This window comes from Citrobacter sp. Ce006 (assembly GCF_030336535.1).
Lineage (GTDB): Bacteria > Pseudomonadota > Gammaproteobacteria > Enterobacterales > Enterobacteriaceae > Citrobacter > Citrobacter europaeus.
The window spans coordinates 127,049-150,775 of sequence record NZ_JAOWDO010000067.1 but is presented as its reverse complement, the minus strand read 5'-3'; the positions used below and the strand labels follow the sequence as shown (position 1 = coordinate 150,775).

Here is a 23,727-nt window from a genome sequence, read left to right as displayed (position 1 = left end):
CTGTTTAGCAGTATGGATGTCCAAACGAGTGTAATCAGTAGAATTGGCTTTTAAAATGAATTAAAACGCATTTGATATAACTTTTAGAAATATGCTTACCTGGACGGCGTTAAATGCCAAAAATTCAGACAGTGGGACGACAATAACGACCTGTTGCGCAACAAACCGCTGCTGCGAACAGCTTCTTTATCCATACAGCTGAACAAATTAATGAATAATTTTTGTAAAACTGCACAGATGTGTTTTGAAACGCTGTTTCCATTTTCCTTTTTGATAATTTTCAGCGTATAATGCGCGCCAATTGTCTCTTGAATGGTTTCAGCACATTGACCTGTAAAACTCAACGACTACAAAACTCACCATCCCGTTGGGCTGAAACACAAGCACACATTCCTCTGCACGCTCTTTCGATGTCACCTATCCTTAGAGCGAGGCATCACAACTTTCGTAACTCAGGTTTAGCTTCCCGTCCGTGCGCGGCGGGAGCCAGATTTCCATATCCTTCTCAACTTAAAGACTAAGACTGTCATGAAAAAGACGAAAATTGTTTGCACCATCGGTCCGAAAACCGAATCCGAAGAGATGTTAACCAAAATGCTGGACGCGGGCATGAACGTCATGCGTCTGAACTTCTCCCACGGCGACTATGCAGAACACGGTCAGCGCATCAAGAATTTGCGCAACGTCATGAGCAAAACCGGTAAGAAAGCCGCAATCCTGCTCGACACCAAAGGTCCGGAAATCCGTACCATTAAACTGGAAGGCGGTAACGACGTTTCCCTGAAAGCGGGCCAGACCTTCACGTTCACCACCGACAAATCTGTCGTAGGCAACAACGAAATCGTTGCTGTTACTTATGAAGGCTTCACTAAAGATCTGTCCGTCGGCAATACCGTTCTGGTTGACGATGGTCTGATCGGCATGGAAGTTACCGCCATCGAAGGTAACAAAGTTATCTGTAAAGTGCTGAACAACGGCGACCTGGGCGAAAACAAAGGTGTTAACCTGCCGGGCGTTTCCATCGCACTGCCAGCCCTGGCTGAAAAAGACAAACAGGACCTTATCTTCGGTTGCGAGCAAGGCGTTGACTTCGTTGCTGCCTCCTTTATCCGTAAACGTTCTGACGTCGTAGAAATCCGTGAGCACCTGAAAGCGCACGGCGGCGAAAACATCCAGATCATCTCCAAAATCGAAAACCAGGAAGGCCTGAACAACTTCGACGAAATCCTCGAAGCGTCTGACGGCATCATGGTTGCGCGTGGCGATATGGGCGTTGAGATCCCGGTAGAAGAAGTTATCTTCGCGCAGAAGATGATCATCGAAAAATGTATCCGTGCACGTAAAGTCGTTATCACTGCGACCCAGATGCTGGACTCCATGATCAAAAACCCGCGTCCTACCCGCGCTGAAGCCGGTGACGTAGCAAACGCCATCCTCGACGGTACCGACGCAGTAATGCTGTCTGGCGAGTCTGCAAAAGGTAAATACCCGCTGGAAGCCGTCACCATCATGGCGACCATCTGTGAGCGTACTGACCGCGTGATGACCAGCCGTCTGGACTTCAATAACGACAGCCGCAAACTTCGCATCACCGAAGCCGTTTGCCGTGGCGCGGTTGAAACTGCAGAAAAACTGGACGCGCCGCTGATCGTCGTCGCTACCCAGGGCGGTAAATCTGCTCGCGCAGTACGTAAATACTTCCCGGATGCCACCATCCTGGCGCTGACCACCAACGAAACGACCGCGCGTCAGCTGGTGCTGAGCAAAGGCGTTGTTGCACAAGTGGTTAAAGAAATTAGCTCTACCGATGATTTCTATCGCCTGGGTAAAGAAGTCGCTCTGGAAAGCGGTCTGGCTCAGAAAGGTGACGTTGTGGTTATGGTTTCCGGCGCACTGGTTCCGAGCGGCACGACTAACACCGCATCCGTTCACGTACTGTAATAATTCCAACACGAATTAATTTGCTTAAAAAAGCGCCCTGGTGGCGCTTTTTTTATTTTATCGATAGCCACAATTAATAAAAAATCAAATCGGATTTCACTATCTAATCCGTGATTATCTAAGATGAATCCGATGGAAGCTTTCTGTTTTCACTCGGGTTTTTAGCTGTTTTTGCACAATTCGATGCTTCTTTGAGCGAACGATCAAAAATAAGTGCATTCCCATCAAAAAAATATTCTCAACATAAAAAACTTTGTGTAATACTTGTAACGCTACATGGAGATTAACTCAATCTAGAGGGTATTAATAATGAATCGTACTAAACTGGTACTGGGCGCGGTAATCCTGGGTTCTACTCTGCTGGCAGGTTGCTCCAGCAACGCTAAAATCGATCAGCTGTCTTCTGACGTTCAGACTCTGAACGCTAAAGTTGACCAGCTGAGCAACGACGTGAACGCAATGCGTTCCGACGTTCAGGCTGCTAAAGATGACGCAGCTCGCGCTAACCAGCGTCTGGACAACGCAGCTACTAAATACCGCAAGTAATAGTATCTGTGTAATAGAAATGGCGCACATTGTGCGCCATTTTTTTTGCCCCGAATTTCCTTCCCTGTTATTGCGTAATACGCACCTCTGCGCCCTCTCCCGGCGCGCCATTCTGTGCAGACTTCACTTCCGCTCCATTGTTAACGACCGAGGCTTGCCCGGCAGTCACGGTGACCGGATAGCCCGCGCGACGGTACAACGCTCTTTCCACCAGGCTGTTATCCACGGCGTTACTGTCTTTAAACTGGGTAAAACCGGCTGGCAGCACATACGGCATGGTCTGGACGTTTTGCTCCTCTTCCGGCGACAGCGGTCGGTGCACCTCGACATACCGCATGCCGTTCGGCTCAATCGAATATTTTATCGGCTCATTAATCACCCTGACCGGCGTACCTGTACGGACCTGGGCAAACAGTGCTTTGATATCCGGCGCGTTCATACGAATACAACCAGAACTCACGCGCAGGCCCACGCTGTCCGGCGCGCTGGTGCCATGGATCAGGTATTCACCGTTTCCATGCGCCAGACGCAGTGCAAAGCGTCCTAACGGGTTATTTGGCCCGGCGGGTACTACCGGCGGTAAGGTGATGCCGCGCTCCAGAGAGCGTTTACGGATGCCTGCTGTAGGGGTCCAGGTCGGATTGGGGATTTTCTGCCCAACCCGGGTTTCCATTACCGGCGTTTCCAGCCCCTGCAAACCGATACCAATCGGGAATACCTGAACAATATTCTCTCCCGGCGGGAAGTAATACAGACGTAATTCCGCCAGATTCACAATAATGCCTTCGCGTGGCGCATCCGGCAGCAGTAATTGCGAGGGAATAGTAATCAGCGTTCCAGGTTTAGGTACGGGGGCAATGGTATTGTTGGCTTCAAGGATCAGCATTGCGGCGGTATCAAACTTACGGGCTATCGCCTGGAGGTTTTTATCGCCTTCCTGCACGGTGTAGGTTTGGTTTTGCCCAACAAGACGGCTGTTCGCCTGGGGCAAAGGATAATCGACCGCCCATGCGGCCTGAATAGCGCTGTAAGCGCCGATTAGCATTAACGTAATAACAGACGCGCGTTTCATACTCACTCACCCCCCTGGCGTTCTTGCCGGACGGCGACAAGCGCCCGATCCGGCCTACGAGTCACTGCGTTGCCCTACACGAACGCTTTCAAGACGGTCTGAAAGTTGACGTGTTTTATCAGTTTAGCTAAGAGTTGCAGCTTTGGCGCGAATCGCCCGAATCATCGCCTCCAGCCCCTGTGACCGGGACGGTGTGAGATGCTGTGCGAGCGCCATTTTTTCAAACCACGGACGCACATCAAAGTTCACAATATCCTGAGCCGTCATGCGGTCATACAGAATGAATACCACAGCGATAAGCCCTTTCACAATTGCCGCATCGCTGTCGCCCTGTAATTCAATAATACCTTCGCCATTCTGACGCATAACAATCCATACCTGACTTTGACATCCCTGGATGCTATTTTCCGCATTACGATCGTCGTCGTTTAATGCCGGCAGACGCTGACCCAGTTCAATAATGTACAGGTATTTCTCTTCCCAATTCGCGCAACGCAGAAAATTACGCAACAACTTTTCTTTGTCCGGTAGCGCAGCCATAACGCCTCCCTGTTATCCCAGTAAGTGATGAATACGCTTGAGACCCGTTACCAGGCGATCCACTTCTTCGTGGGTGTTGTACATGGCGATCGACGCACGACACATCGCGGGAACGTTGTAGTAGGCCATCAGCGGCATAGCACAGTGATGCCCTGTCCGCACGGCGATCCCATAATTATCGAGAAAACTCCCGACGTCATAGGCGTGATGTTTGCCGAGGTTAAACGCAATCACCCCCAGGCGGTTATCCGGACCGTAAAGCGTCAAATCCGGCACTTCCGCCAGTTGTTCCAGCGCATAGCGCATCATGAACTGTTCATATTCGCTGATTTCAGTAAGCCCCAGCGCTGAAACGTACTCAATCGCCGCGCCAAGCCCAATAATGCCCCCGGTGTTTGGCGTTCCGGCTTCAAACCGCCAGGGGGCTTTGGCCCACGTCGTCCCCTGGCTCAGGCTTACTGTCGCAATCATCGAACCACCGCCTTCCCAGGGTGGCATTTCCTGCAGCAGCGACTCTCTGGCATACAGAACGCCAATACCGGTTGGCCCGTAAAGCTTGTGTCCGGAGAAAACATAGAAGTCGCAATCCAGCGCCTGCACATCCACCTGATGATGCATAACCGCCTGTGCGCCATCCACCAGCACTTTTGCGCCGTATTGATGCGCCAGCTCAATCATCTCACCCAACGGGTTTTCCGTGCCCAGCACGTTAGATACGTGGGTAATCGCCAGCAGTTGCGTGCGATCGTCAAACAGCGTCGGTAGCGTTTCCAGCTGCAACGTACCGTCTGTATTGAGTGGAATGACGCGCAGTTCTGCGCCTACGCGGGTACACAGCATCTGCCAGGGTACAATATTGGCGTGATGCTCCATTTCGCTGATGATAATGTTATCGCCCGCCCGCACATTGCTGCTGCCCCAACTGTTCGCCACCAGGTTGATACCTTCCGTGGTACCACGCACGAACACCAGCTCTTCAGCTGAACGGGCGTTAATAAACAGCGAGGCGAGCTTGCGTACATTCTCCATTTTTTCTGTGGCCTGCGCGCTCAGCGTATGGATCCCGCGGTGGACCGCTGCATAGCCATGACGGTAAAATTCGGCTTCGGCATCAATCACCTGATTAGGCTTTTGCGCGCTGGCGGCGCTGTCCAGATAGGCTAGCGGTAAACCGTTCACTTCACGCGCCAGGACCGGAAAATCGGCCCGCACTTTTTCAATGGGAAATGTCATGCTACGCCTCCCGGCAAGCGTTGGGCGATCCGCGCCAGTACCAATTGTTTCAGCGTTTCATCGCCCAGGGCTTCCGTTAGCTCAGCGGCAAACGCATAGAGAATCATTTGTTGAGCATCCTGCTGGCCGATCCCGCGTGAACGCAGATAGAACATCTGCTCATCGTCAATCCGCCCTACCGTCGCTCCGTGACTGCATTTCACGTCGTCGGCATAGATTTCCAGCTGTGGCTTGGTGTCCACTTCTGCCAGTCTACCGAGCAGCAAATTATTGTTGGTCATCTGACCATCGGTTTTAATAGCGTGCTGGGCGACGTTGATCAGGCCATTAAATACCGCCCGGCCCTTATCGCTGACAATCGTTTTATGCAGCTGGCGGCTGTTGCAATATCCTTTGTTATGCGCAAGCCAGGTCCGGGTATCGCAGACTTCATTTTTCACTGGCATCGCCAGGCTGTTAAGCCGAAGCGTGGTGTTTTCACCATTAAGCTGGGTGCTGGTGTTATGGCGCAACACCGCAGCACCGAGTAAAAAGCTGTGGCTGGCGGCGGTGGCATCTGCGCCCAATTGAATATCGTTATGGGCGAAATGGTGGCTGAGCGAATTCTCAAATGCCAGTTTGATATGGCGCAAATGCGCATTCGCCGCGACGTTCATGGTTAAACGAGCACCGGTAAAATGGCGAAGCTCGCTTAGGCTTACATAGTATTCAATGACGGTGGCTTCAGCGCCTTCCGCCAGCTCCAGATGGTGGCGGTAGTGCGCTGTGTTCACCTCATCGCCCGTCAGTCCCTGAGTAATGTGCAGCAGCAGCAACGGTTTCGCGGGGCGCTGGTTACGCTTCACCTGAATGTGCGTTACGCTGCGGGACAGGCTTTCCGTCAGGTGCAGAAAAACTTCCGGTTGTACAGCCGCAGGCAGCGTCTGGCGCACATCGTCAACGACAATCTCAAAACCGCTACCCTCCGCGCTGTCGCTGAGCGTCGGAGAGAATTGCCCGTCGACAAACACCAGTCGGACAGCATCAATAGCCGGCGCTAACGCTTCACACTGGGCTGACGTTATTTCAGCGACATGGCTGACAAACTGGCTGTTGGTTAATCCCTCCAGCGGCGTGTATTTCCAGTCCTCATGCTTACGCGTTGGCAGTCCCAGACGTAGCATCTGTTGCAGATGCTGCTGGGCATGATGCGAGCGCGTCTCCCCTTGCGTCTCAAACAGATGATGCCACTGTTGCAGCACGTTACTGCTGTTCGCTAAGCCAGCCATAACCTTGCTCCTCCAGTTGTTTGACCAGCGAGAAATCGCCAGACTTCACAATTCGCCCCTGGTAGAGAACGTGAACATAATCGGGTTTGATATAGTCCAGGATGCGCTGATAGTGGGTGACGATAATGAATGAACGTTGCCCATCGCGCAGCGAGTTCACGCCATCGGCGACGATTTTCAGCGCGTCGATATCCAGCCCGGAGTCCGACTCATCAAGAATGCACAGTTGAGGCTCCAGTACCGCCATTTGCAAAATGTCATTACGCTTTTTCTCGCCGCCGGAGAAACCGACGTTTACCGAACGGGTCAGCAGATCTTCCGGCATCTTCAACAACGCGATTTTCTCTTCCATCAGATCCTGGAAGTCAAACCTGTCCAGCGACTCCTCGCCACGGTAGCTGCGCACCGCATTCAGCGCCGTTTGCAGGAAAAACTGATTACTGACCCCGGGGATTTCCACCGGATACTGAAATGCCATAAAGATCCCTTCACCGGCCCGGTCTTCCGGTGACAGTTCCAGTAAATCTTTACCGTTGAATTCTACCGTCCCGCCGGTGACTTCGTAGTCATCACGTCCGGCCAGCGTGGCGGAAAGCGTACTTTTCCCGGAACCGTTCGGTCCCATAATGGCGTGGACTTCTCCGGGGCGAATCTCAAGGCTGAGACCACGCAGGATCGCCTTATCTTCCACACTGACCTGTAAATCTTTGATGCTTAGCATGTGCTTTCCTTAAATTTTTAACCGACGCTGTGTTCAAGGCTTATGGCGAGCAGTTTTTGCGCTTCCACGGCAAATTCCAGCGGCAGTTCAGAGAACACGTCTTTACAGAAACCATTCACGATCATCGAAATGGCATCCTCTTCGCTGATGCCGCGCTGCAGGCAGTAAAACAGCTGGTCTTCACCAATACGCGACGTTGTGGCTTCGTGCTCAAGCTGGGCGCTATTGTTACGACACTCGACATACGGGAAGGTGTGCGCCCCACAATCCGCGCCGATCAGCATCGAATCGCATTGGGTATAGTTGCGGGCATTGGTGGCGGTCGGCATGATCTTCACCAAACCGCGATAGCTGTTCTGGCTGTGTCCGGCGGAGATCCCTTTCGAGATAATGGTCGATTTGGTGTTCTTGCCGATGTGGATCATCTTGGTGCCGGTATCGGCCTGCTGGTGACCACTGGTTAGCGCAACGGAATAGAATTCGCCGATAGAGTTGTCGCCACGCAGAATGCAGCTTGGGTATTTCCACGTAATGGCTGAGCCGGTTTCCGACTGCGTCCACGACATTTTGCTGTTTTCACCTTCGCACAGAGCGCGCTTGGTAACGAAGTTTAAAATGCCGCCGGTGTTACCATCGCCAGGGAACCAGTTTTGTACCGTCGAGTATTTCACTTCGGCATCTTTGTGGATGATGACTTCCACCACCGCGGCATGCAGTTGGTAGCTGTCACGCACCGGGGCTGAACAGCCTTCGATATAGCTGACGTAGCTGCCCTCATCCGCAACCAGAATGGTGCGTTCAAACTGCCCGGTTTTTTCCGCATTGATACGGAAATAGGTCGACAGTTCCATTGGGCAACGCACACCTTTCGGTACATAGATAAACGTACCGTCGGATGCCACCGCCGCATTCAGCGCGGCAAAGAAATTGTCATTACCTGGTACGACCGTGCCCAGATACTGTTTTACCAGCTCAGGGTGATCGTGAATCGCCTCACCAAACGAACAGAAAATAATGCCCTGTTCCGCCAGTTTGTCACGATAGGTGGTCGCTACCGACACCGAGTCAAAAATGGCATCAACCGCCACCTCTTTGCCTTCGCGGACCGGCACGCCAAGCTGTTCAAATGCGTCCTCAACCTCTTTGCTTAAAAACGCATTCGCCCCCGTTTGCTGTACCGCTCCCGGCTCAGATGCGCAGGTTTCATCGCAATTGCCGCAGGACGGCGCGGAGTAATAGCTATACTCCTGGTAATTCAGTTTGTCGTAATGCGCTTTCAGCCAGTGCGGCTCTTCCATGGAGAGCCATGCGTTAAAGGCATTCAGGCGAAATTCCAGCATCCAGTCGGGTTCATTTCGTTTTGCCGAAATCGCACGCACGACATCTTCGTTGATCCCTTTCGCCAGCTCATCAGTTTGCAGTTGGGTGAAGAAGCCCTCTTTATAATTAAGGTGCCCGCCAGCCCAGGTGTTGACATCGTCAGTTGCTTCAGTATTACGAGACATAGTACCGCCTATACCCCAAAACTTTCGCCACAGCCGCATTCGTTCTGGGCTTTCGGGTTATGAAATTTAAATAACTGATTTAATCCTTCGCGAACGAAATCGACCTCTGTACCGTCGATAAACGGCATCGCCTGTAACGGCACATAAAGTCTGGCGCCATCCGTTTCAAACAACAGATCGTCTTTTTGGACCTCGCGGACGGTGTCCAGCACGTAGCCGAATCCCGCACATCCCGTTTGCTTCACGCCTAAACGCACGCCCAACATGTCGGGTTGCTTTGCTACCAGCTCGCGGATATGCGCCGCAGCCGCTGGCGTTAACGTCAGTCCACGCCAGGCAAAATCGTCCGGGTTAAATGTTCCTGAATGCAATTCCATAGAGTTACCTCGAGTCACTAGCTTTGAAGCTATAACACCATGTTAGTGATAATGATTATCACTTCAACCCCTCAACAGCAGGGGCATTCGGGTTAATCGCCCTTTTTGACTACTTTTACTAAGCATAGACCCTGCAGCGTGGGTTTACAGGGATGGAATTTTTTGTTCAATACATTGATTAACAATGGATTATAAAAATCCAATCGTTCAGGCAGGTCAAATATTAAAAGATGTATAGATAATGTCTATTTAAGGGATAGGTTTTGATAATTTAATTAAATCATGCGATTATTTTATAATCAGAAACTTAGTATTTTCTCGTGATAGATAAGGACGGACTATTTAACGTCCAAAATTGAGCCCTCAGCGCGATTTTTCTTCACGAGCTGCACCATTTTTCATGCTTCCTGTGGAGGTGATTTATAAAAAACACCACATCGCCTTCCAGACATAACCCACGTTACTGTTTGTGCGGCTACTTTTAGGTTCCTACTTGATAGCGTAACAAAGTTCTTCTCAACATCAAAATTAAGCTATATGCCCCCCAAAAAATATCAATAATTTTTATATATTTATTATTACTGCTCATATTAAATTCAAGCTTTCCATTCCCCCCATAAATATAAATAAAATATATTGAAAATGTATGGCATTAATTGCCTTGTGTTCTCATGCAATATGTCGTTTATTAAAGTCTCCTTACTTATATGAAATGGAATTGTAGAAATGGCTATACCTGCATATTTATGGTTAAAAGATGATGGAGGAGCAAATATCAATGGCTCGGTAGATGTTCGCGACCGTGAGAGGAGCATTGAGATCTTGGGCTTTGGTCATGGCCTGCACCTCCCTACCGACAACAACACAGGGAAAATAACAGGGACACGAGTGCATAGCGCACTTGTATTCGAAAAGGAGTTCGATAGCTCCAGCCCATATCTTTACAAAGCGGTAGCCACTGGGCAAACCCTTAAGGAGGCTGAATTCAAATGGTACAAAATCAATGACGCCGGTCAGGAAGTTGAATATTTCAACATGCTACTCGAAACAGTGAGGGTGGTTTCAATTTGTCCCCTAATGCACGACGTAAAAAACGCAGCAACTGAAAAACATAATCACCTTGAAAGCATTGCCCTTAGATATGAGCGAATAACCTGGAAGCACTGCGACGGGAACTTGATATTTTCTGATTCATGGAGTGAGCGGTGATTCGTTGTACATTTCATTTAAACGGTGGACAACTATCGAATCTTAGCTGCCCTGGTGTTGGCTTCTTCCCTGCATATTCCGGTAACAATGGTGAGCATAGAAATAACCCTGACTCGGTAACAATTAAGGATATAGGTCCGCTTCCCCCTGGTAAATACTATATTGTTTCACGTCCGAAAGGCGGGGTTTTCAGCGCGATTAAAGACTATACTGCGTCAGAGATTAGCGGTTCAAACCGCGATATCTGGTTCGGATTATTCAGAGAGGATGAAAAATTAGATGACGTTACGTTCTATAGTAAGGTCAGTCGGGGGTATTTCAGATTGCACCCAGCGGGGTATAAGGGTGTCAGTAATGGTTGCATAACGCTCCCCAGCAGAGCTCATTATAACATACTCAGACAAGCTCTCTTAAACACTCCACAAATACTGGTTACCTCCAGCATTCGTGCATACGGCACTGTTCAGGTGTATTAATGAAGCATATCAAAAAAATCATCACTTGGTATTTATTTGCAATGTCTTGGGTTTGTTTTTTCCTCCTGTTATTTAGATACTTACCTGAAAAGAAATTATTTGATTTAATCTACCCTAGTATAAAAGAGATGGATCCAAATACGTGGGACAATACCCATATGACTGTTATTTTTATAGCCGCATTATTATTGAACGGGATTTTTATATTATCCGTGTCAATGATAATGGAAAGATGTAAAAATTAAATGCCTACTTAACAGTAGGACTTCCGTCCTACTGTTTTCGGTATCGACGACAAACAACAAAAAACCCTTAAGTCTGCTTGCTGGCAGGCTTAAGGGTTCCGGCCCCATCCGGCGCTTATCTCCGGCACTCACGATGGCTTAGCTCTTGAAGGGGCGATAAGAAGAATCTCATACACTGAACAGTTTTTTTTAACACTAATGGCGGTTTGACTATTTTATAAGCACGTTTAGCCACCCGGTTAGCACTCTGGTTCACTAAGCGCATCCAGCAACAGGCGCAACCCTGCTGGCTGATGCTCTCGAGAAAGGTATAAACCATATATCGGCAGGCATTTAGGTTGAAGCTCGGGCAATAGTCTAATCAGTTTTCTCTGTGCCAGCCCTTCCCGCGCCTCCAGTTCAGGCACCAACGCAACGCCTATTCCCGCCAACGCCGACTCACAAAGTAGCGAAGAGATCCCGGCGCTCAAATTACCTCTGATTGCAGCAGAGACAGCCTGGCCCTGGGCATCCAGAAAGTGCCAGGATTTTCCAGCAAAACCGCTGTAGTAGAGACAATTATGCTGCGTAAGATCATCGATAGTCTCTGGAGTGCCATGCTGATGCAGATAATCAACAGACGCACAGAGCACCGATTTACAGTCGCCAAGGCGACGGGCGATAGTCCCTGGCTCGGGGTTTTCCGTTATACGGATCGCCACATCGATACGTTCTCCCACGAGGCTTACCGGTTGGTTATTGATCTCCACCTCGATACGCAGTTGCGGATACCTCGCCAGAAAAGCGGGCAGAACCGGCGCTAAGATATGCAAGGCAGTAAAATGTGCACAGGCCACACGTAACGTGCCGGACGGCGTTTGTGCGGCGCTGGCGGCGCCAATATCCAGCGAAAGTTGCGCCAGAGAACGTGTTTTCAGTAATGCCTCTTCACCCGCTGGCGTGATCGTCAAACGGCGCGACGAACGATGGATAAGCCTTGTCCCCGCCCATTTCTCCATCTCGTCGAGATATCGACTGACCATCGGGCGCGACAACCCCAATGCGCGCGCGGCGGCACTCAGACTGCCCAAATCACAGATATGGTTGAATACCGTTGCCGCCATCACTCTGTCCATTGCATCCCATCCGATCGTTTTATGAAACTCAGCATGTCCTAATGAGGGAATTCTAACAGATACGAATATGCTTAAAATACGGGGACTATCAAAAGACAATTCCCTGCATAAGGTTACCTGGTATGAAAGTTAAATCTCTGGCCCTGTTATTACCTCTGTTTGCGTCTTCAGCTTTTGCCGCACCGCTACAGCTCGACGTCTATAATCCGCAGGATAAGGCTATTTTCCCAGTCTCTTCGACGCTGGTGTCTGGCCCCAAAGAGGCGATTTTGTTTGACGCCCAGTTCAGCACCAAAGATGGCGAACAACTGGTGCAGATGATTCGCGCCAGCGGTAAAACGCTGAAGGCTATCGTGATCACTTCCGGCGATCCGGATTTCTATTTCGGTCTGCAGCCCATCGTCAACGCGTTCCCGCAGGTTAAAGTTCTGGCAACACCGCACGTAGTAGACCATATCCGCGCCACCAAAGAGGCTAAGCTGCAGTTCTGGGGCCCTCAAATGAAGGACGGCGCGCCAACATCGCTCACCGTTCCACAGGCGACCACGCAAACGCATTTCACGATTGATGGCGAAACGCTGGAACTGCGTCATCCTGACGATTATGCAGCCTATGTCTGGATCCCGGCGAACCGTGCCATTATTGGCGGGACCGGCGTGGCTTCCGGGATTCACGTCTGGACGGCGGATACACAATCTGCAGAACAACGTAGCGCATGGCGTAGCGTACTGAGCGAAATGCAGAATTTACAGCCTACTCAGGTAGTTCCGGGCCATTACATTGGCGAACGCCCTGCGGGCGATAAGGCCATTCGCTTCACACATGACTATTTACAGTCGTTTGAGCAGGCGTTGGGGGCGAAGAAAGGTTCAGACTATGTGATTAAAACCATGACCGCAGCATGGCCGGGTCTTGCGGACGCAAGTTCTCTGGAGCTAAGTGCGAAGGTTAATAGCGGTGAGATGAAGTGGTAATTAAGATCTAAGGCAAAAAATAACCCCGAACGCGTGTCGGGGTTTTATTACGATAAGCATACCGGAATCAATGAACGCCCATGCGCCAGGCAAAATAGATCTCTTCTTTCAATTCAGTTGAAGAGAGCGCCAACAGATCTGCAAACTCCAGCTCAAGTTGTTTCAGTCTTTTCAGGTACTGAGCCGGTGAAAGATCGGTTTTATCACGACGTAAAAATTCTATTGCCAGTTGGGCCGGGTCTAATTGGGTAGACATATCATCCTCGCTTGTGTTCAAAACCTGCACAGTATAACACATTCCCTGTGCAGATAATGACCAAAAGCAATATGCATCACAAAATTGCGGTTGTCAGACGCGACGTGCAGCACAATCGTCCCTGCTCATCGAAGATTTCGATTTGCCACACCTGATGACGAGAGCCGGTATGTACCGCGCGACATACCCCTCTGACGCGCCCTTCCCGCGCGGAGCGAATATGGTTGGCGTTAACCTCCAGGCCCACGACTTTCTGTTCCCCCTGGGTACACAGGTAGCCAGCCACCGAACCGATACTTTCCGCCAGCACTACGGACGCGCCGCCGTGCAGCAAACCAAAAGGTTGTTTGGTACGGTGATCCACCGGCATCGTGGCTTCCAGCGTATCATCGCCAATGTGCACAAAACGAATATCGAGCAGCCCCACCATGTTTCCTTCACCCATAGCATTGAGTGCCTCGAGTGTAACTTCACGTTTCCAGATCATCCTATAATCTCCAGCAGTGCCTGTAATGGATGGCGAACGCCCGTGCCTTCAACGCGTTTGACCTGGCTGCGACAGGAGTATCCAGTAGCCAGGCAACGGTTACGCGGCAATCGTTGCATTGCCTGGTGCCATGATAGCTCATAGATCCCCAGTGAATTCTGATGATTCTTCACTTCGTGACCATAAGTGCCCGCCATTCCACAGCAACCCACGCTGACGTTCTCCAGTCTGGCGCCAAAGCGCGCAAAGATAGCCGCCCACTGCGCAGGCGCGCCCGGCAGGGCCGTCACCTCAGTACAGTGTCCAAAGAAGTACCACGGTTCGCCGCCGATTGTGACTGCCGGCTGTGACTCCAGGACTGTCGATAACCATTCGTTAGCCAGCAGCACATGGAAATCACCCCGCTGTTCCCCGAGCGCCAGCTTGTATTCATCGCGATAACAGAGCACCAGCGCCGGATCGACCCCCACCATCGGAATGTTCAGCTTCGCCACCCGGTTGAGAAACTCGGATGTCTTTTTCGCTGTTTTGGCAAAACGGTTTAAAAAGCCCTTAATATGCTGAGCTTTGCCGTTTGGCGAGAAAGGCAGCAATACCGGCTGCAGACCCAACTTTTCAACCAGGCGTATAAAATCAGCCACCACCTGCGCATCGTAATAGCTGGTGAACGGGTCCTGCACCACCAGCACCGTACGGGCTTTTTGCTCAATGCTGAGCAACTCGAGCTGTTCCAGCGTCATATTGGCAGAACGATGACCAACCATCTGACGTTGAAGCGATGGCGCAGACAGCAGCGGTAAATCGACCATACCGATGTGCTTTTTAGCCAGATTCCGCACCAGCGGCTGGTTGATGAAAAAGTTAAACGTTTTGGGCGCCCGCGCCATTAACGGCGCATAACTCTCAACGGTCGCCACCATGTGATCGCGCAACGGTCTCAGATAACGCGTGTGGTACATTTGCAGGAAGCGCGAGCGGAATTCCGGGACATCGATTTTAATCGGACACTGTGTGGAACAGGCTTTACACGCCAGACAGCCGGACATTGCCTCTTTTACTTCGTGCGAGAAATCGTATTCACCCTTGCGCGCATGCCAGCTGTTGCGGGTACGGGCAATCAGCGTACGTAAACTGGCGCGTTTTTCCGGTAGCTCTTTCTCCAGCTGTACCGGGTCAATCCCGCGATCGGCCAGCAGACGCAGCCATTCACGCACCAGCGTGGCCCGCCCCTTCGGTGAATGAATACGGTTGAGGCTAATTTTCATCGACGGACACATGGGGCTTTTCGCATCGAAGTTAAAGCACAATCCGTTACCGTTACACTCCATCGCCCCGCGCCACTCCTGGCGTACGGCCAGCGGGATCTGACGGTCATACGTTCCGCGCTTCACCGCGTCCACTTTCATCATCGGCGCATCTACGCCTTCAGGTGGACAGATTTTCCCCGGATTCAGCCGGTTTTGCGGATCAAAGACCGATTTTACTTTACGCAGTTCGCTATACAGCTCCTCACCGAAGAACGCCGGGCTGTATTCTGCACGAAAACCTTTTCCATGCTCGCCCCAAAGCAGTCCGCCATATTTTGCCGTCAACGCGACGACATCGTCAGAAATGCGTTTCATCAGCACTTCCTGCTGCGGGTCGCACATATCCAGCGCGGGTCTGACGTGCAGCACGCCTGCGTCTACGTGACCAAACATGCCGTAACTGAGACCATGGCTATCGAGCAGCGCGCGGAACTCGGCAATATAGTCAGCCAGATGTTCAGGCGGGACGCACGTATCCTCGGCAAACGGGATCGGCTTCGCGGCACCTTTAGCATTCCCCAGCAAACCAACGGCTTTTTTACGCATAGCGTAAATTCGTTCTACACCCGCCAGTTCGGTACATAGCTGCCAGCCAATGACGCCCGCTTCCTGACGAGCGATTAAGCCATCCAGACGTTCACACAGTGCGCTGACCTGCGAATCAATCAATGCTTCGTCGTCACCAGCAAACTCCACAATGTTCAGACCCAGCATCTCTTTATCAGGAACATCGGTAATCAATTCACTTACCGAGTGCCAGACGATATCTTCCCGCGCCAGATTAAGCACTTTAGAGTCGACGGTTTCTACCGACAGCGCGCGAGCTTCCACCATCACCGGGGCATTACGCAACGCCGAGTCGAAAGAGTCGTACTTAACGTTAACCAGTTGTCTGACTTTGGGCAGCGGCGTGATGTCCAGACGGGCTTCGGTGATAAACGCCAGCGTACCTTCAGAGCCGGTAAGAATGCGGGTTAAATCAAATTCGGTCATCTCATCGTTAAAGACGTGCCGTAGATCGTAACCGGTCAGGAAGCGATTAAGTTTGGGGAATTTATCAATGATCAACTGTCGGTTATCGCGGCAACGCTCATAAACCGTCTTGTAGATGCGGCCAATAGTGGTATTGCTGTTACCCAGCGTTTGGGCAAGTTCGACCGGCATTGGCTGAGTATCAAGAATATCGCCGCCCATCAGCACCGCGCGGATACCCAGCACGTGATCGGAGGTTTTACCGTAAACCAACGAACCTTGTCCGGATGCGTCGGTATTGATCATCCCCCCCAACGTTGCCCGGTTACTGGTGGATAATTCGGGAGCAAAGAAATAGCCGTAAGGTTTCAGAAACTGGTTGAGCTGGTCTTTAATCACCCCGGCTTCGACCCGCACCCAGCCTTCCTGCACATTGATTTCTATAATGCGGCTCATATAGCGGGACATATCAACAATAATGCCCTGATTCAGCGCCTGACCGTTGGTCCCGGTGCCGCCGCCGCGCGGGGTAAAAATCAGCGAAGAGAAAAGAGGTTCCGCCGCCAGACGGGCGATCAGCGCCACATCTGCGGTTGAACGCGGGAAAACAACAGCATCAGGAAGCAGCTGATAAATACTGTTATCCGTCGACATTGTCAGGCGATCGGCATAGCTCGTTGCCGTATCGCCCGTAAATCCTTGCTGCTCCAGCGCCTGCAAAAAATTGAGCACCAGTTGAACGACACCTGGCGCCTGAGAAATTTGTGGAATCATTATAGTGACCCTTTCCTGCGGTCTGTGTTGTGAATTTAATCGTTTGCGTGTTGCTTTGTTTGTTGTATCACATTTTTTTCTAATACGCTCAGCAGATTTACAGGCAGAATCCGCCTGTTCAAAACCGCTGAAATTGCTCATCATTACAGGGTGTCATTTAAGTGTTCACGTCGCGTCAACGTTCTGGCGCAAAGACAAAGGTGAAAAGTATTTATGGTAAATTTCCGTCAGCCCAGGGATATTGCACAAGTGCTGCTATCGGTGCTGTTTTTAGCCATCATGATTGTGGCCTGTCTCTGGATTGTTCAACCCTTTATCCTCGGTTTTGCATGGGCAGGTACGGTGGTCATTGCAACCTGGCCGATCCTGCTACGCTTACAAAAATTACTTTGGGGACGCCGCTCACTGGCCGTGCTGGTAATGACCCTGCTGCTGGTGCTGTTGTTTATCATTCCTATCGCGCTGCTGGTTAATAGCATTGTTGATGGCAGCGGGCCGTTGATCCATGCCGTAACCGCTGGCGATATGACGTTGCCGGATCTGGCGTGGTTGAACAGTATTCCGTTGGTCGGTGCCAAAATGTATGCCGCATGGCACAGCCTGCTGGATATGGGCGGCTCGGCCATCATGGCCAAGGTTCGTCCTTATATTGGCACGACGACAACCTGGTTTGTCGGACAGGCTGCGCATATTGGTCGCTTTATGATGCACTGTGGTCTGATGCTGCTGTTCAGCGCCCTGCTGTACTGGCGCGGTGAACAGGTGGCGTTAGGTATTCGCCATTTTGCTTGTCGCCTGGCATCCAAACGCGGCGATGCTGCCATTCTGCTGGCAGCGCAGGCCATTCGCGCCGTCGCATTAGGTGTTGTGGTCACCGCCCTGGTGCAGGCTGTTCTTGGCGGCATTGGTCTGGCGGTAACCGGCGTGCCGTATGCCACGCTGCTGGCGGTATTGATGATCCTGTCATGCCTGATCCAACTGGGGCCGTTACCGGTGCTGGTGCCGGCCATTATCTGGCTGTACTGGACGGGGGATTCAACCTGGGGCACCGTGCTGCTGGTGTGGAGCGGCGTGGTCGGTACACTGGATAACGTTATTCGCCCGATGCTGATTCGCATGGGCGCCGATTTGCCGCTGATCCTGATTCTCTCTGGAGTCATCGGCGGACTGATTGCTTTCGGTATGATTGGTCTGTTCATCGGCCCGGTAGTACTGGCCGTCTCCTGGCGTCTGTTCTCAGCCTGGGTAAACGAAGCCCCTGCACCAGGCAGCAATCCGGATGAAATCCTCGAAGAAATTGCTGAAATGGAACGCAATAAGTAATCCCACTTCAGGCGGCACTGCCGCCTGATTGTTTAACAATGCTAATCAGTTCCTTTCCCTTACTGTATTGGACTGAACCTCACCCTCTTTAAATACTCATTTGTGTCGCAAATTCTTTACAGTTTTTAAACTATTGAGATGAATCTGATCGACGTAAAAAACCAGTATGCCTACTATTAGCCCATGGCTTTAGATCAACACATTGATTTATAAGCATGGAAATCCCCTGAGTGAAACAACGAATTGCTGTGTGTAGTCTTTGCCCATCTCCCACGATGGGCTTTTTTTTGTCCTTAGCACGCCTCGCCACCCACCTAACCGCTCCACACGTCCACTTCCCCGTTGATGAACAAATAATATTGCACAAGATACTGTGACTCTCTTCAAGCCGAAATATCCACAGCAATGTTATTACTATTCCACCGTCTTTGATGAGGTTATCAAATAATGAACGCATTAGAACTCCAGGCTATCCGCCATATTTTTGCTATGACGGTAGAAGAAAGCGCTATGTATATCTCGCGGGATCATAATGTTGCCGCCTGGCATCAATGGGAAAATGGCGAAAGGGAAATCCCGGAAGACATCACGCGAATTTGTGCAGAAATGAAGGCCATGAGAAAGTTAAGAATTAACGCAATTATCGACAAAATAAATAATCGTATCGGTAATAACACCATGCGTTTTTTCCCCGATTTCATCTCTTTTCAGACGGTTTATCAGCACGATAATTTTCTTGACTGGAAAATCTACCAATCTGCTGCTGCAGAGCTGTATGCCCACGACCTTGAGCGTTTGTGTTAAGAGACAGCAACACCACTCTCATTTAGCCTCTTCGCTGAGTAACATATTATGAAAAATACCTATTTCTCCACTGCGATAGGGCTGTACTTTAATTACCTGGTACACGGCATGGGGGTGATTCTGATGAGCCTCAATATGTCTGCACTGGAACAACAGTGGCAGACCAATGCCGCGGGTGTTTCAATTGTTATTTCCTCACTCGGCATTGGCCGTTTAAGCGTCTTACTGGTGGCAGGCATGCTCTCAGATCGCTATGGCCGCAGACCGTTTATTATTTTCGGCATGACCTGCTACCTGATTTTCTTTGTCGGCATCGTCAATACTCACAGTATTTATATTGCCTATGCATTTGGTTTTTTGGCAGGAATGGCAAACAGTTTTCTCGATGCCGGTACATACCCCAGCCTGATGGAGGCGTTTCCCCGCACACCCAGCACGGCCAATATTTTAATTAAAGCGTTCGTCTCCAGTGGCCAGTTTCTACTGCCTATGATTATCAGTCTACTGGTGTGGGCCGAACTTTGGTTTGGCTGGTCCTTCCTGCTGGCTGCAGCCATTATGTTATTCAACGGTGTGTTTTTGTTTCGCTGTCGGTTCCCGCCGCATCCCGGGCCTGATATCGTCATCAGAACACAACCTGCAAAACAAAAAACCGCACAGCCTGAACCTCAATGCTCCTTGCTCGACCTTGCTAGTTATACCTTATACGGCTATATCGCCATGGCGACATTTTATCTGGTGAGCCAGTGGCTGGCACAATACGGACAGTTCGTCGCCGGGATGTCCTATACGTTATCGATCAAACTCTTAAGCATTTACACGTGCGGTTCCCTGTTGTGCGTTTTGATTACTGCCCCACTGGTACGCAAAGCAGCACGCGCGACATCGTTATTGACGCTGTACACGTTCATTTCATTTTTCGCCCTGCTCATGGTGTGTCTGCATCCAACAACCTACGTGGTCATCGTCTTCGCGTTTGTCATCGGTTTTTCTTCAGCCGGAGGCGTGGTACAAATCGGTTTAACGCTGATGGCGGCACGCTTTCCGCAGGCAAAGGGCAAAGCCACCGGGATTTACTACAGCGCAGGCAGCATAGCCACTTTTACCATCCCGTTGATTACAGCGAAACTTTCCGAGATTAGCATCGCTCACATCATGTGGTTTGATACCGCCATAGCCGCTGTAGGTTTTCTGTTGGCGCTGTTTATTGGTTATCGCAGCAACATCGCGTCAAAGCATCAATTAAAAATGACTCAAGTCGCAGAATAGCGCGGATGCAATATTGTTCCTCATACCTGCAAAATAATTGACTGCATTTTTAAAATTTCAGCAAAAAGTGGGCGCAGAGTATTAAATTCACAATTTGACATGCAACATCCCTGGTAAGTTAAACGCCATGCTATGTAGGCCCAATAGTTACCACCCGGTATATTATTCACAAGGTCGCCGCAATTTAAACTAAACCGACGAGCACAGAACAATTTTAAAATCCGCAAGGAGTTGTGAAAATGTCTCAAAACAAGACCTTTACTACGCCATTTCTTTTGGCGATAAGCTGTATTTATTTAAGTTATTTTTTACACGGAATTAGCGTCATTACATTGGCGCAAAATATGAGCTCGCTTGCAGAAAAATTCTCCACCGACAATGCCGGGATTGCCTATTTAATTTCCGGCATTGGTCTTGGTCGATTAGTGAGTATTTTATTCTTTGGGGTGCTCTCAGACAAATTTGGTCGGCGGGCAATCATTCTGTTAGGTGCGATTCTGTACATGCTGTTTTTCTTCGGTATTCCCGCCAGCCCGAATCTGATGATTGCCTTTATTCTGGCTGTTTGCGTCGGTGTGGCAAACTCGGCGCTGGATACAGGCGGCTATCCGGCATTGATGGAGTGTTTCCCTAAGGCATCTGGATCCGCTGTTATCCTGGTTAAAGCGATGGTCTCGTTTGGGCAGATGGTCTACCCCATCGTCGTCAGCACCATGCTGCTCAATCATATCTGGTACGGCTATGCGGTCATTATCCCGGGCGTATTGTTTGTCATCATCACCTTAATGTTGCTAAGAAGTCGCTTCCCCAGCCAGATGGTGGATGCGGGCATTGCAAAAGAACTCCCCCAGATGAACAGTAAACCGTTGGTCTGGCTGGAAGGCGTGGCATCCGTCATGTTCGGGGTAGCCGCATTTTCGACCTTTTACGTCATCGTTGTCTGGATGCCGAAATACGCGATGGCATTTGCCGGTATGGCAGAAGCCGACGCGCTAAAAACCATCTCTTACTACAGCATGGGATCGCTGGTCTGCGTGTTTATTTTTGCAGCGCTGCTTAAGAAAATGGTTCGACCTATTTGGGCGAATGTCTTTAACGCCGGACTGGCAACCGTCACCGCCGCCATTATCTATTTATATCCATCTCCATTGGTGTGTAACGCCGGTTCATTTCTGATTGGGTTCTCTGCAGCAGGGGGGATTTTACAGCTCGGCGTTTCGGTGATGTCAGAGTTTTTTCCCAGGAGCAAAGCCAAAGTCACCAGTATTTATATGATGATGGGTGGCGTCGCCAACTTTATTATCCCATTAATCACCGGATACCTTTCTAACATTGGCCTGCAGTACATCATTTTGCTGGACCTCGCATTCGCTTTGCTGGCCTTCGTCACCGCGATCATCGTTTTTATTCGTTACTACCGCGTATTTGATATTCCCCAAAATGATGTGCGGTTGGGCGAACGTTATTTTCAATAAATTATTCAGAAGGAGTATCAAATGGACGTAACTGCAAAATATGAACTGATTGGTCTGATGGCCTACCCTATCAGACATAGTCTGTCGCCTGAAATGCAAAACAAGGCATTAGAAAAAGCAGGATTGCCTTTTACTTACATGGCATTTGAAGTTGATAACTCAACGTTTGCTAACGCAATTGCCGGGCTGAAAGCCTTAAAGATGCGCGGTACCGGAGTCTCTATGCCCAACAAACAGCTGGCATGCGAATATGTTGATGAATTAACGCCTGCAGCCAAACTGGTCGGCGCGATCAATACTATCGTCAATGACGATGGTTACCTGCGCGGCTACAATACCGATGGCACCGGTCATATTCGGGCAATCAAGGAAAGCGGTTTCGATATCAGAGGTAAAACCATGGTACTGTTGGGCGCAGGCGGCGCGTCAACGGCCATTGGCGCCCAGGCAGCGATTGAAGGCATCAAAGAAATCAAACTCTTCAACCGCCAGGATGAGTTCTTTGCCAAAGCGCAAGAATTCGCTAAACGTGTCAATGAGAATACCGACTGCGTGGTCACCGTTATCGATCTCGACGATCGACAGGCTTTTGCTGACGCACTGGCCAGTGCAGATATTTTGACCAACGGTACGAAAGTGGGCATGAAACCGCTGGAGAACGACTCTCTCGTAACCGACGTTACCCTGCTGCGACCGGACCTGCTGGTAACTGAATGCGTCTACAACCCGCATATGACCAAATTATTGCAGCAGGCACAACTTGCCGGTTGCAAAACGATTGATGGTTACGGCATGTTGTTATGGCAAGGGGCTGAACAGTTCAAACTCTGGACCGGGAAAGATTTCCCACTGGAGTATGTGAAACAGGTTATGGGTTTTGCAGCCTGACGGACAAGCATTTGTAATATATTAATAGGGTAATCGATGAAAACCGTAACCGTAAAAAACCTCGTGATTGGCGAGGGTGCGCCGAAGATCATTGTCTCGCTGATGGGTAAAGACATCGCAACGGTAAAAAGTGAAGCGCTGGCCTATCGCGAAGCGGATTTCGATATTCTGGAATGGCGCGTTGACCATTTCAGCGATATCTCCTCCATAGATGCCGTGCTGGAAGCTGCACGCACCATCCGCGATGTAATGACTGACAAACCGCTGCTGTTTACCTTTCGTAGCGCTAAAGAAGGTGGTGAACAGGCGCTATCTGTTGAAAACTATATCGAGCTAAACCGTGCGGCAGTAGATAGCGGTCTGGTGGATATGATCGACCTGGAGCTTTTCACTGGTGATGAGTTGGTTAAAGCCACCGTCGAACATGCGCACGCTAAAAATGTCGCCGTCATTATGTCGAATCATGATTTCCATAAGACGCCAGCCGCACAAGAGATTATTCAACGTCTGCGTAAAATGCAGGAACTTGGCGCTGATATTCCTAAAATCGCCCTGATGCCGCAGAACACATCGGATGTATTGACCCTGCTTGGCGCCACCCTGGAAATGCAAGAACGCTATGCCGATCGGCCGATCATTACCATGTCGATGGCCAAAACAGGGGTGATTTCACGCCTGTCCGGTGAGGTTTTCGGTTCAGCGGCAACCTTTGGCGCGGTGAAAAAAGCCTCTGCCCCTGGGCAAATTTCGGTCACCGATCTACGTACCGTTTTGACCATATTGCATCAGGCGTAATAATAAAATTTATTCATATTAATATCAGTAATGCCCTGCCCCAGATATTCGCTCATTCACGAATATCGGGCAGCTGGCCGGACATTATTAAATAACTCAAATTATTATTGTCGAATATAGCGACAGGCTGTCGCACGCATATAATCTGGAGTTTA

23 protein-coding genes and 1 other RNA gene are annotated in these 23,727 nt (G+C 50.2%); 13 read left to right on the top strand and 11 right to left on the bottom strand.

Annotation, left to right across the window (positions count from 1 at the left end):
• Positions 1 to 326 precede the first annotated feature (326 nt).
• From ynhH to lpp, 3 genes are all read left to right on the top strand, one after another.
• Positions 327 to 521, top strand: coding sequence for a protein YnhH (ynhH, locus tag OGV94_RS09795; RefSeq protein WP_242637968.1), 195 nt, complete (start codon positions 327 to 329; stop codon positions 519 to 521).
• Between the two features lie 7 nt (positions 522 to 528).
• Positions 529 to 1,941: a pyruvate kinase PykF gene (gene pykF, locus OGV94_RS09790; protein ID WP_003029366.1), complete on the top strand. Its 1,413-nt coding sequence runs from the start codon at positions 529 to 531 to the stop codon at positions 1,939 to 1,941.
• 309 nt (positions 1,942 to 2,250) lie between these two features.
• Positions 2,251 to 2,487 (top strand): murein lipoprotein Lpp, encoded by a 237-nt coding sequence (gene lpp / locus OGV94_RS09785; RefSeq protein ID WP_003029373.1) that lies wholly within the window; start codon positions 2,251 to 2,253, stop codon positions 2,485 to 2,487.
• A gap of 67 nt (positions 2,488 to 2,554) precedes the next feature.
• On the opposite strand, the gene ldtE is transcribed toward lpp, so the two are convergent.
• The 7 genes from ldtE to sufA all read right to left on the bottom strand — a co-directional run bounded on the left by ldtE (position 2,555) and on the right by sufA (position 9,203).
• Positions 2,555 to 3,559, bottom strand: a complete 1,005-nt coding sequence (gene ldtE, locus OGV94_RS09780) for a L,D-transpeptidase LdtE (RefSeq protein ID WP_047411623.1) — start codon at positions 3,557 to 3,559, stop codon at positions 2,555 to 2,557.
• A gap of 123 nt (positions 3,560 to 3,682) precedes the next feature.
• Positions 3,683 to 4,099 (bottom strand): cysteine desulfuration protein SufE, encoded by a 417-nt coding sequence (gene sufE, locus OGV94_RS09775; protein ID WP_047411626.1) that lies wholly within the window; start codon positions 4,097 to 4,099, stop codon positions 3,683 to 3,685.
• A gap of 12 nt (positions 4,100 to 4,111) precedes the next feature.
• Complete coding sequence (sufS, locus tag OGV94_RS09770) at positions 4,112 to 5,332, bottom strand: cysteine desulfurase SufS (RefSeq protein ID WP_043016556.1); 1,221 nt, start codon at positions 5,330 to 5,332, stop codon at positions 4,112 to 4,114.
• On the bottom strand, positions 5,329 to 6,600 hold the full coding sequence (gene sufD, locus OGV94_RS09765; RefSeq protein WP_286523213.1) for a Fe-S cluster assembly protein SufD: 1,272 nt from the start codon (positions 6,598 to 6,600) through the stop codon (positions 5,329 to 5,331). The genes sufS and sufD overlap by 4 nt, the downstream gene beginning before the upstream one ends.
• Positions 6,575 to 7,321 (bottom strand): Fe-S cluster assembly ATPase SufC, encoded by a 747-nt coding sequence (sufC, locus tag OGV94_RS09760; RefSeq protein ID WP_080625103.1) that lies wholly within the window; start codon positions 7,319 to 7,321, stop codon positions 6,575 to 6,577. Before sufC ends, sufD begins: the two co-directional genes overlap by 26 nt.
• Positions 7,322 to 7,338: 17 nt before the next feature.
• The gene (gene sufB / locus OGV94_RS09755; RefSeq protein ID WP_043016559.1) at positions 7,339 to 8,826 is read right to left on the bottom strand and encodes a Fe-S cluster assembly protein SufB; all 1,488 of its coding nucleotides are present in this window, start codon (positions 8,824 to 8,826) and stop codon (positions 7,339 to 7,341) included.
• Between the two features lie 8 nt (positions 8,827 to 8,834).
• Complete coding sequence (gene sufA, locus OGV94_RS09750) at positions 8,835 to 9,203, bottom strand: Fe-S cluster assembly scaffold SufA (RefSeq protein ID WP_043016560.1); 369 nt, start codon at positions 9,201 to 9,203, stop codon at positions 8,835 to 8,837.
• A 726-nt stretch (positions 9,204 to 9,929) separates the two neighbouring features.
• Between sufA and OGV94_RS09745 the strand changes: the two genes are divergently transcribed.
• Both OGV94_RS09745 and OGV94_RS09740 read left to right on the top strand, forming a co-directional pair.
• Complete coding sequence (locus OGV94_RS09745) at positions 9,930 to 10,412, top strand: Hcp family type VI secretion system effector (RefSeq protein ID WP_043016561.1); 483 nt, start codon at positions 9,930 to 9,932, stop codon at positions 10,410 to 10,412.
• Positions 10,409 to 10,888, top strand: coding sequence for a DUF2778 domain-containing protein (locus OGV94_RS09740; RefSeq protein WP_043016562.1), 480 nt, complete (start codon positions 10,409 to 10,411; stop codon positions 10,886 to 10,888). Before OGV94_RS09745 ends, OGV94_RS09740 begins: the two co-directional genes overlap by 4 nt.
• Before the next feature lie 484 nt (positions 10,889 to 11,372).
• Here the strand turns inward: OGV94_RS09740 and OGV94_RS09735 are convergent, their stop codons facing one another.
• Complete coding sequence (locus OGV94_RS09735; protein WP_043016564.1) at positions 11,373 to 12,248, bottom strand: LysR family transcriptional regulator; 876 nt, start codon at positions 12,246 to 12,248, stop codon at positions 11,373 to 11,375.
• 122 nt (positions 12,249 to 12,370) lie between these two features.
• Here OGV94_RS09735 and OGV94_RS09730 point away from each other — a divergent pair, with 122 nt between their 5' ends.
• On the top strand, positions 12,371 to 13,222 hold the full coding sequence (locus OGV94_RS09730; RefSeq protein WP_075146082.1) for a Vmh family MBL fold metallo-hydrolase: 852 nt from the start codon (positions 12,371 to 12,373) through the stop codon (positions 13,220 to 13,222).
• A 67-nt stretch (positions 13,223 to 13,289) separates the two neighbouring features.
• On the opposite strand, the gene OGV94_RS09725 is transcribed toward OGV94_RS09730, so the two are convergent.
• The 3 genes from OGV94_RS09725 to ydiJ form a co-directional block, all read right to left on the bottom strand.
• Positions 13,290 to 13,478 carry a YdiH family protein gene (locus tag OGV94_RS09725; RefSeq protein WP_003030540.1) on the bottom strand — a complete coding sequence of 63 codons (189 nt, stop codon included), beginning with the start codon at positions 13,476 to 13,478 and terminating at the stop codon, positions 13,290 to 13,292.
• Between the two features lie 76 nt (positions 13,479 to 13,554).
• Complete coding sequence (gene menI / locus OGV94_RS09720) at positions 13,555 to 13,965, bottom strand: 1,4-dihydroxy-2-naphthoyl-CoA hydrolase (protein ID WP_016152900.1); 411 nt, start codon at positions 13,963 to 13,965, stop codon at positions 13,555 to 13,557.
• Positions 13,962 to 17,018 (bottom strand): D-2-hydroxyglutarate dehydrogenase YdiJ, encoded by a 3,057-nt coding sequence (ydiJ, locus tag OGV94_RS09715; RefSeq protein WP_087050639.1) that lies wholly within the window; start codon positions 17,016 to 17,018, stop codon positions 13,962 to 13,964. Before ydiJ ends, menI begins: the two co-directional genes overlap by 4 nt.
• Positions 17,019 to 17,231: 213 nt before the next feature.
• Between ydiJ and ydiK the strand changes: the two genes are divergently transcribed.
• The 7 genes from ydiK to aroD all read left to right on the top strand — a co-directional run bounded on the left by ydiK (position 17,232) and on the right by aroD (position 23,572).
• The gene (ydiK, locus tag OGV94_RS09710; protein WP_047411648.1) at positions 17,232 to 18,341 is read left to right on the top strand and encodes an AI-2E family transporter YdiK; all 1,110 of its coding nucleotides are present in this window, start codon (positions 17,232 to 17,234) and stop codon (positions 18,339 to 18,341) included.
• A gap of 183 nt (positions 18,342 to 18,524) precedes the next feature.
• An RNA gene (rprA, locus tag OGV94_RS09705) (antisense sRNA RprA) lies at positions 18,525 to 18,632 on the top strand.
• 156 nt (positions 18,633 to 18,788) lie between these two features.
• A complete protein-coding gene (locus tag OGV94_RS09700; protein WP_075146078.1) occupies positions 18,789 to 19,145 on the top strand; it encodes a YdiL family protein in 357 nt (118 codons plus the stop codon).
• 48 nt (positions 19,146 to 19,193) lie between these two features.
• A complete protein-coding gene (locus OGV94_RS09695) occupies positions 19,194 to 20,414 on the top strand; it encodes an MFS transporter (protein ID WP_286523212.1) in 1,221 nt (406 codons plus the stop codon).
• A gap of 239 nt (positions 20,415 to 20,653) precedes the next feature.
• The gene (locus OGV94_RS09690) at positions 20,654 to 21,889 is read left to right on the top strand and encodes an MFS transporter (protein WP_043016571.1); all 1,236 of its coding nucleotides are present in this window, start codon (positions 20,654 to 20,656) and stop codon (positions 21,887 to 21,889) included.
• Between the two features lie 21 nt (positions 21,890 to 21,910).
• Positions 21,911 to 22,777, top strand: a complete 867-nt coding sequence (ydiB, locus tag OGV94_RS09685) for a quinate/shikimate dehydrogenase (protein WP_043016572.1) — start codon at positions 21,911 to 21,913, stop codon at positions 22,775 to 22,777.
• 36 nt (positions 22,778 to 22,813) lie between these two features.
• Complete coding sequence (gene aroD / locus OGV94_RS09680; RefSeq protein ID WP_075146076.1) at positions 22,814 to 23,572, top strand: type I 3-dehydroquinate dehydratase; 759 nt, start codon at positions 22,814 to 22,816, stop codon at positions 23,570 to 23,572.
• The last annotated feature ends 155 nt before the right edge of the window (positions 23,573 to 23,727 follow it).

Bases quoted from the DNA above. Each gene is read 5' to 3' on its own strand.
- menI (WP_016152900.1), bottom strand. From the start codon at position 13,965: ATGATCTGGAAACGTGAAGTTACACTCGAGGCACTCAATGCTATGGGT.
- OGV94_RS09695 (WP_286523212.1), top strand. From the start codon at position 19,194: ATGAAAAATACCTATTTCTCCACTGCGATAGGGCTGTACTTTAATTAC.
- OGV94_RS09690 (WP_043016571.1), top strand. From the start codon at position 20,654: ATGTCTCAAAACAAGACCTTTACTACGCCATTTCTTTTGGCGATAAGC.
- OGV94_RS09700 (WP_075146078.1), top strand. From the start codon at position 18,789: ATGAACGCATTAGAACTCCAGGCTATCCGCCATATTTTTGCTATGACG.
- sufE (WP_047411626.1), bottom strand. From the start codon at position 4,099: ATGGCTGCGCTACCGGACAAAGAAAAGTTGTTGCGTAATTTTCTGCGT.
- OGV94_RS09745 (WP_043016561.1), top strand. From the start codon at position 9,930: ATGGCTATACCTGCATATTTATGGTTAAAAGATGATGGAGGAGCAAAT.
- sufS (WP_043016556.1), bottom strand. From the start codon at position 5,332: ATGACATTTCCCATTGAAAAAGTGCGGGCCGATTTTCCGGTCCTGGCG.
- OGV94_RS09730 (WP_075146082.1), top strand. From the start codon at position 12,371: ATGAAAGTTAAATCTCTGGCCCTGTTATTACCTCTGTTTGCGTCTTCA.
- sufA (WP_043016560.1), bottom strand. From the start codon at position 9,203: ATGGAATTGCATTCAGGAACATTTAACCCGGACGATTTTGCCTGGCGT.
- sufD (WP_286523213.1), bottom strand. From the start codon at position 6,600: ATGGCTGGCTTAGCGAACAGCAGTAACGTGCTGCAACAGTGGCATCAT.
- ydiB (WP_043016572.1), top strand. From the start codon at position 21,911: ATGGACGTAACTGCAAAATATGAACTGATTGGTCTGATGGCCTACCCT.
- OGV94_RS09735 (WP_043016564.1), bottom strand. From the start codon at position 12,248: ATGGACAGAGTGATGGCGGCAACGGTATTCAACCATATCTGTGATTTG.
- OGV94_RS09725 (WP_003030540.1), bottom strand. From the start codon at position 13,478: ATGTCTACCCAATTAGACCCGGCCCAACTGGCAATAGAATTTTTACGT.
- sufC (WP_080625103.1), bottom strand. From the start codon at position 7,321: ATGCTAAGCATCAAAGATTTACAGGTCAGTGTGGAAGATAAGGCGATC.
- lpp (WP_003029373.1), top strand. From the start codon at position 2,251: ATGAATCGTACTAAACTGGTACTGGGCGCGGTAATCCTGGGTTCTACT.
- sufB (WP_043016559.1), bottom strand. From the start codon at position 8,826: ATGTCTCGTAATACTGAAGCAACTGACGATGTCAACACCTGGGCTGGC.
- ydiJ (WP_087050639.1), bottom strand. From the start codon at position 17,018: ATGATTCCACAAATTTCTCAGGCGCCAGGTGTCGTTCAACTGGTGCTC.
- pykF (WP_003029366.1), top strand. From the start codon at position 529: ATGAAAAAGACGAAAATTGTTTGCACCATCGGTCCGAAAACCGAATCC.
- ydiK (WP_047411648.1), top strand. From the start codon at position 17,232: ATGGTAAATTTCCGTCAGCCCAGGGATATTGCACAAGTGCTGCTATCG.
- ldtE (WP_047411623.1), bottom strand. From the start codon at position 3,559: ATGAAACGCGCGTCTGTTATTACGTTAATGCTAATCGGCGCTTACAGC.
- aroD (WP_075146076.1), top strand. From the start codon at position 22,814: ATGAAAACCGTAACCGTAAAAAACCTCGTGATTGGCGAGGGTGCGCCG.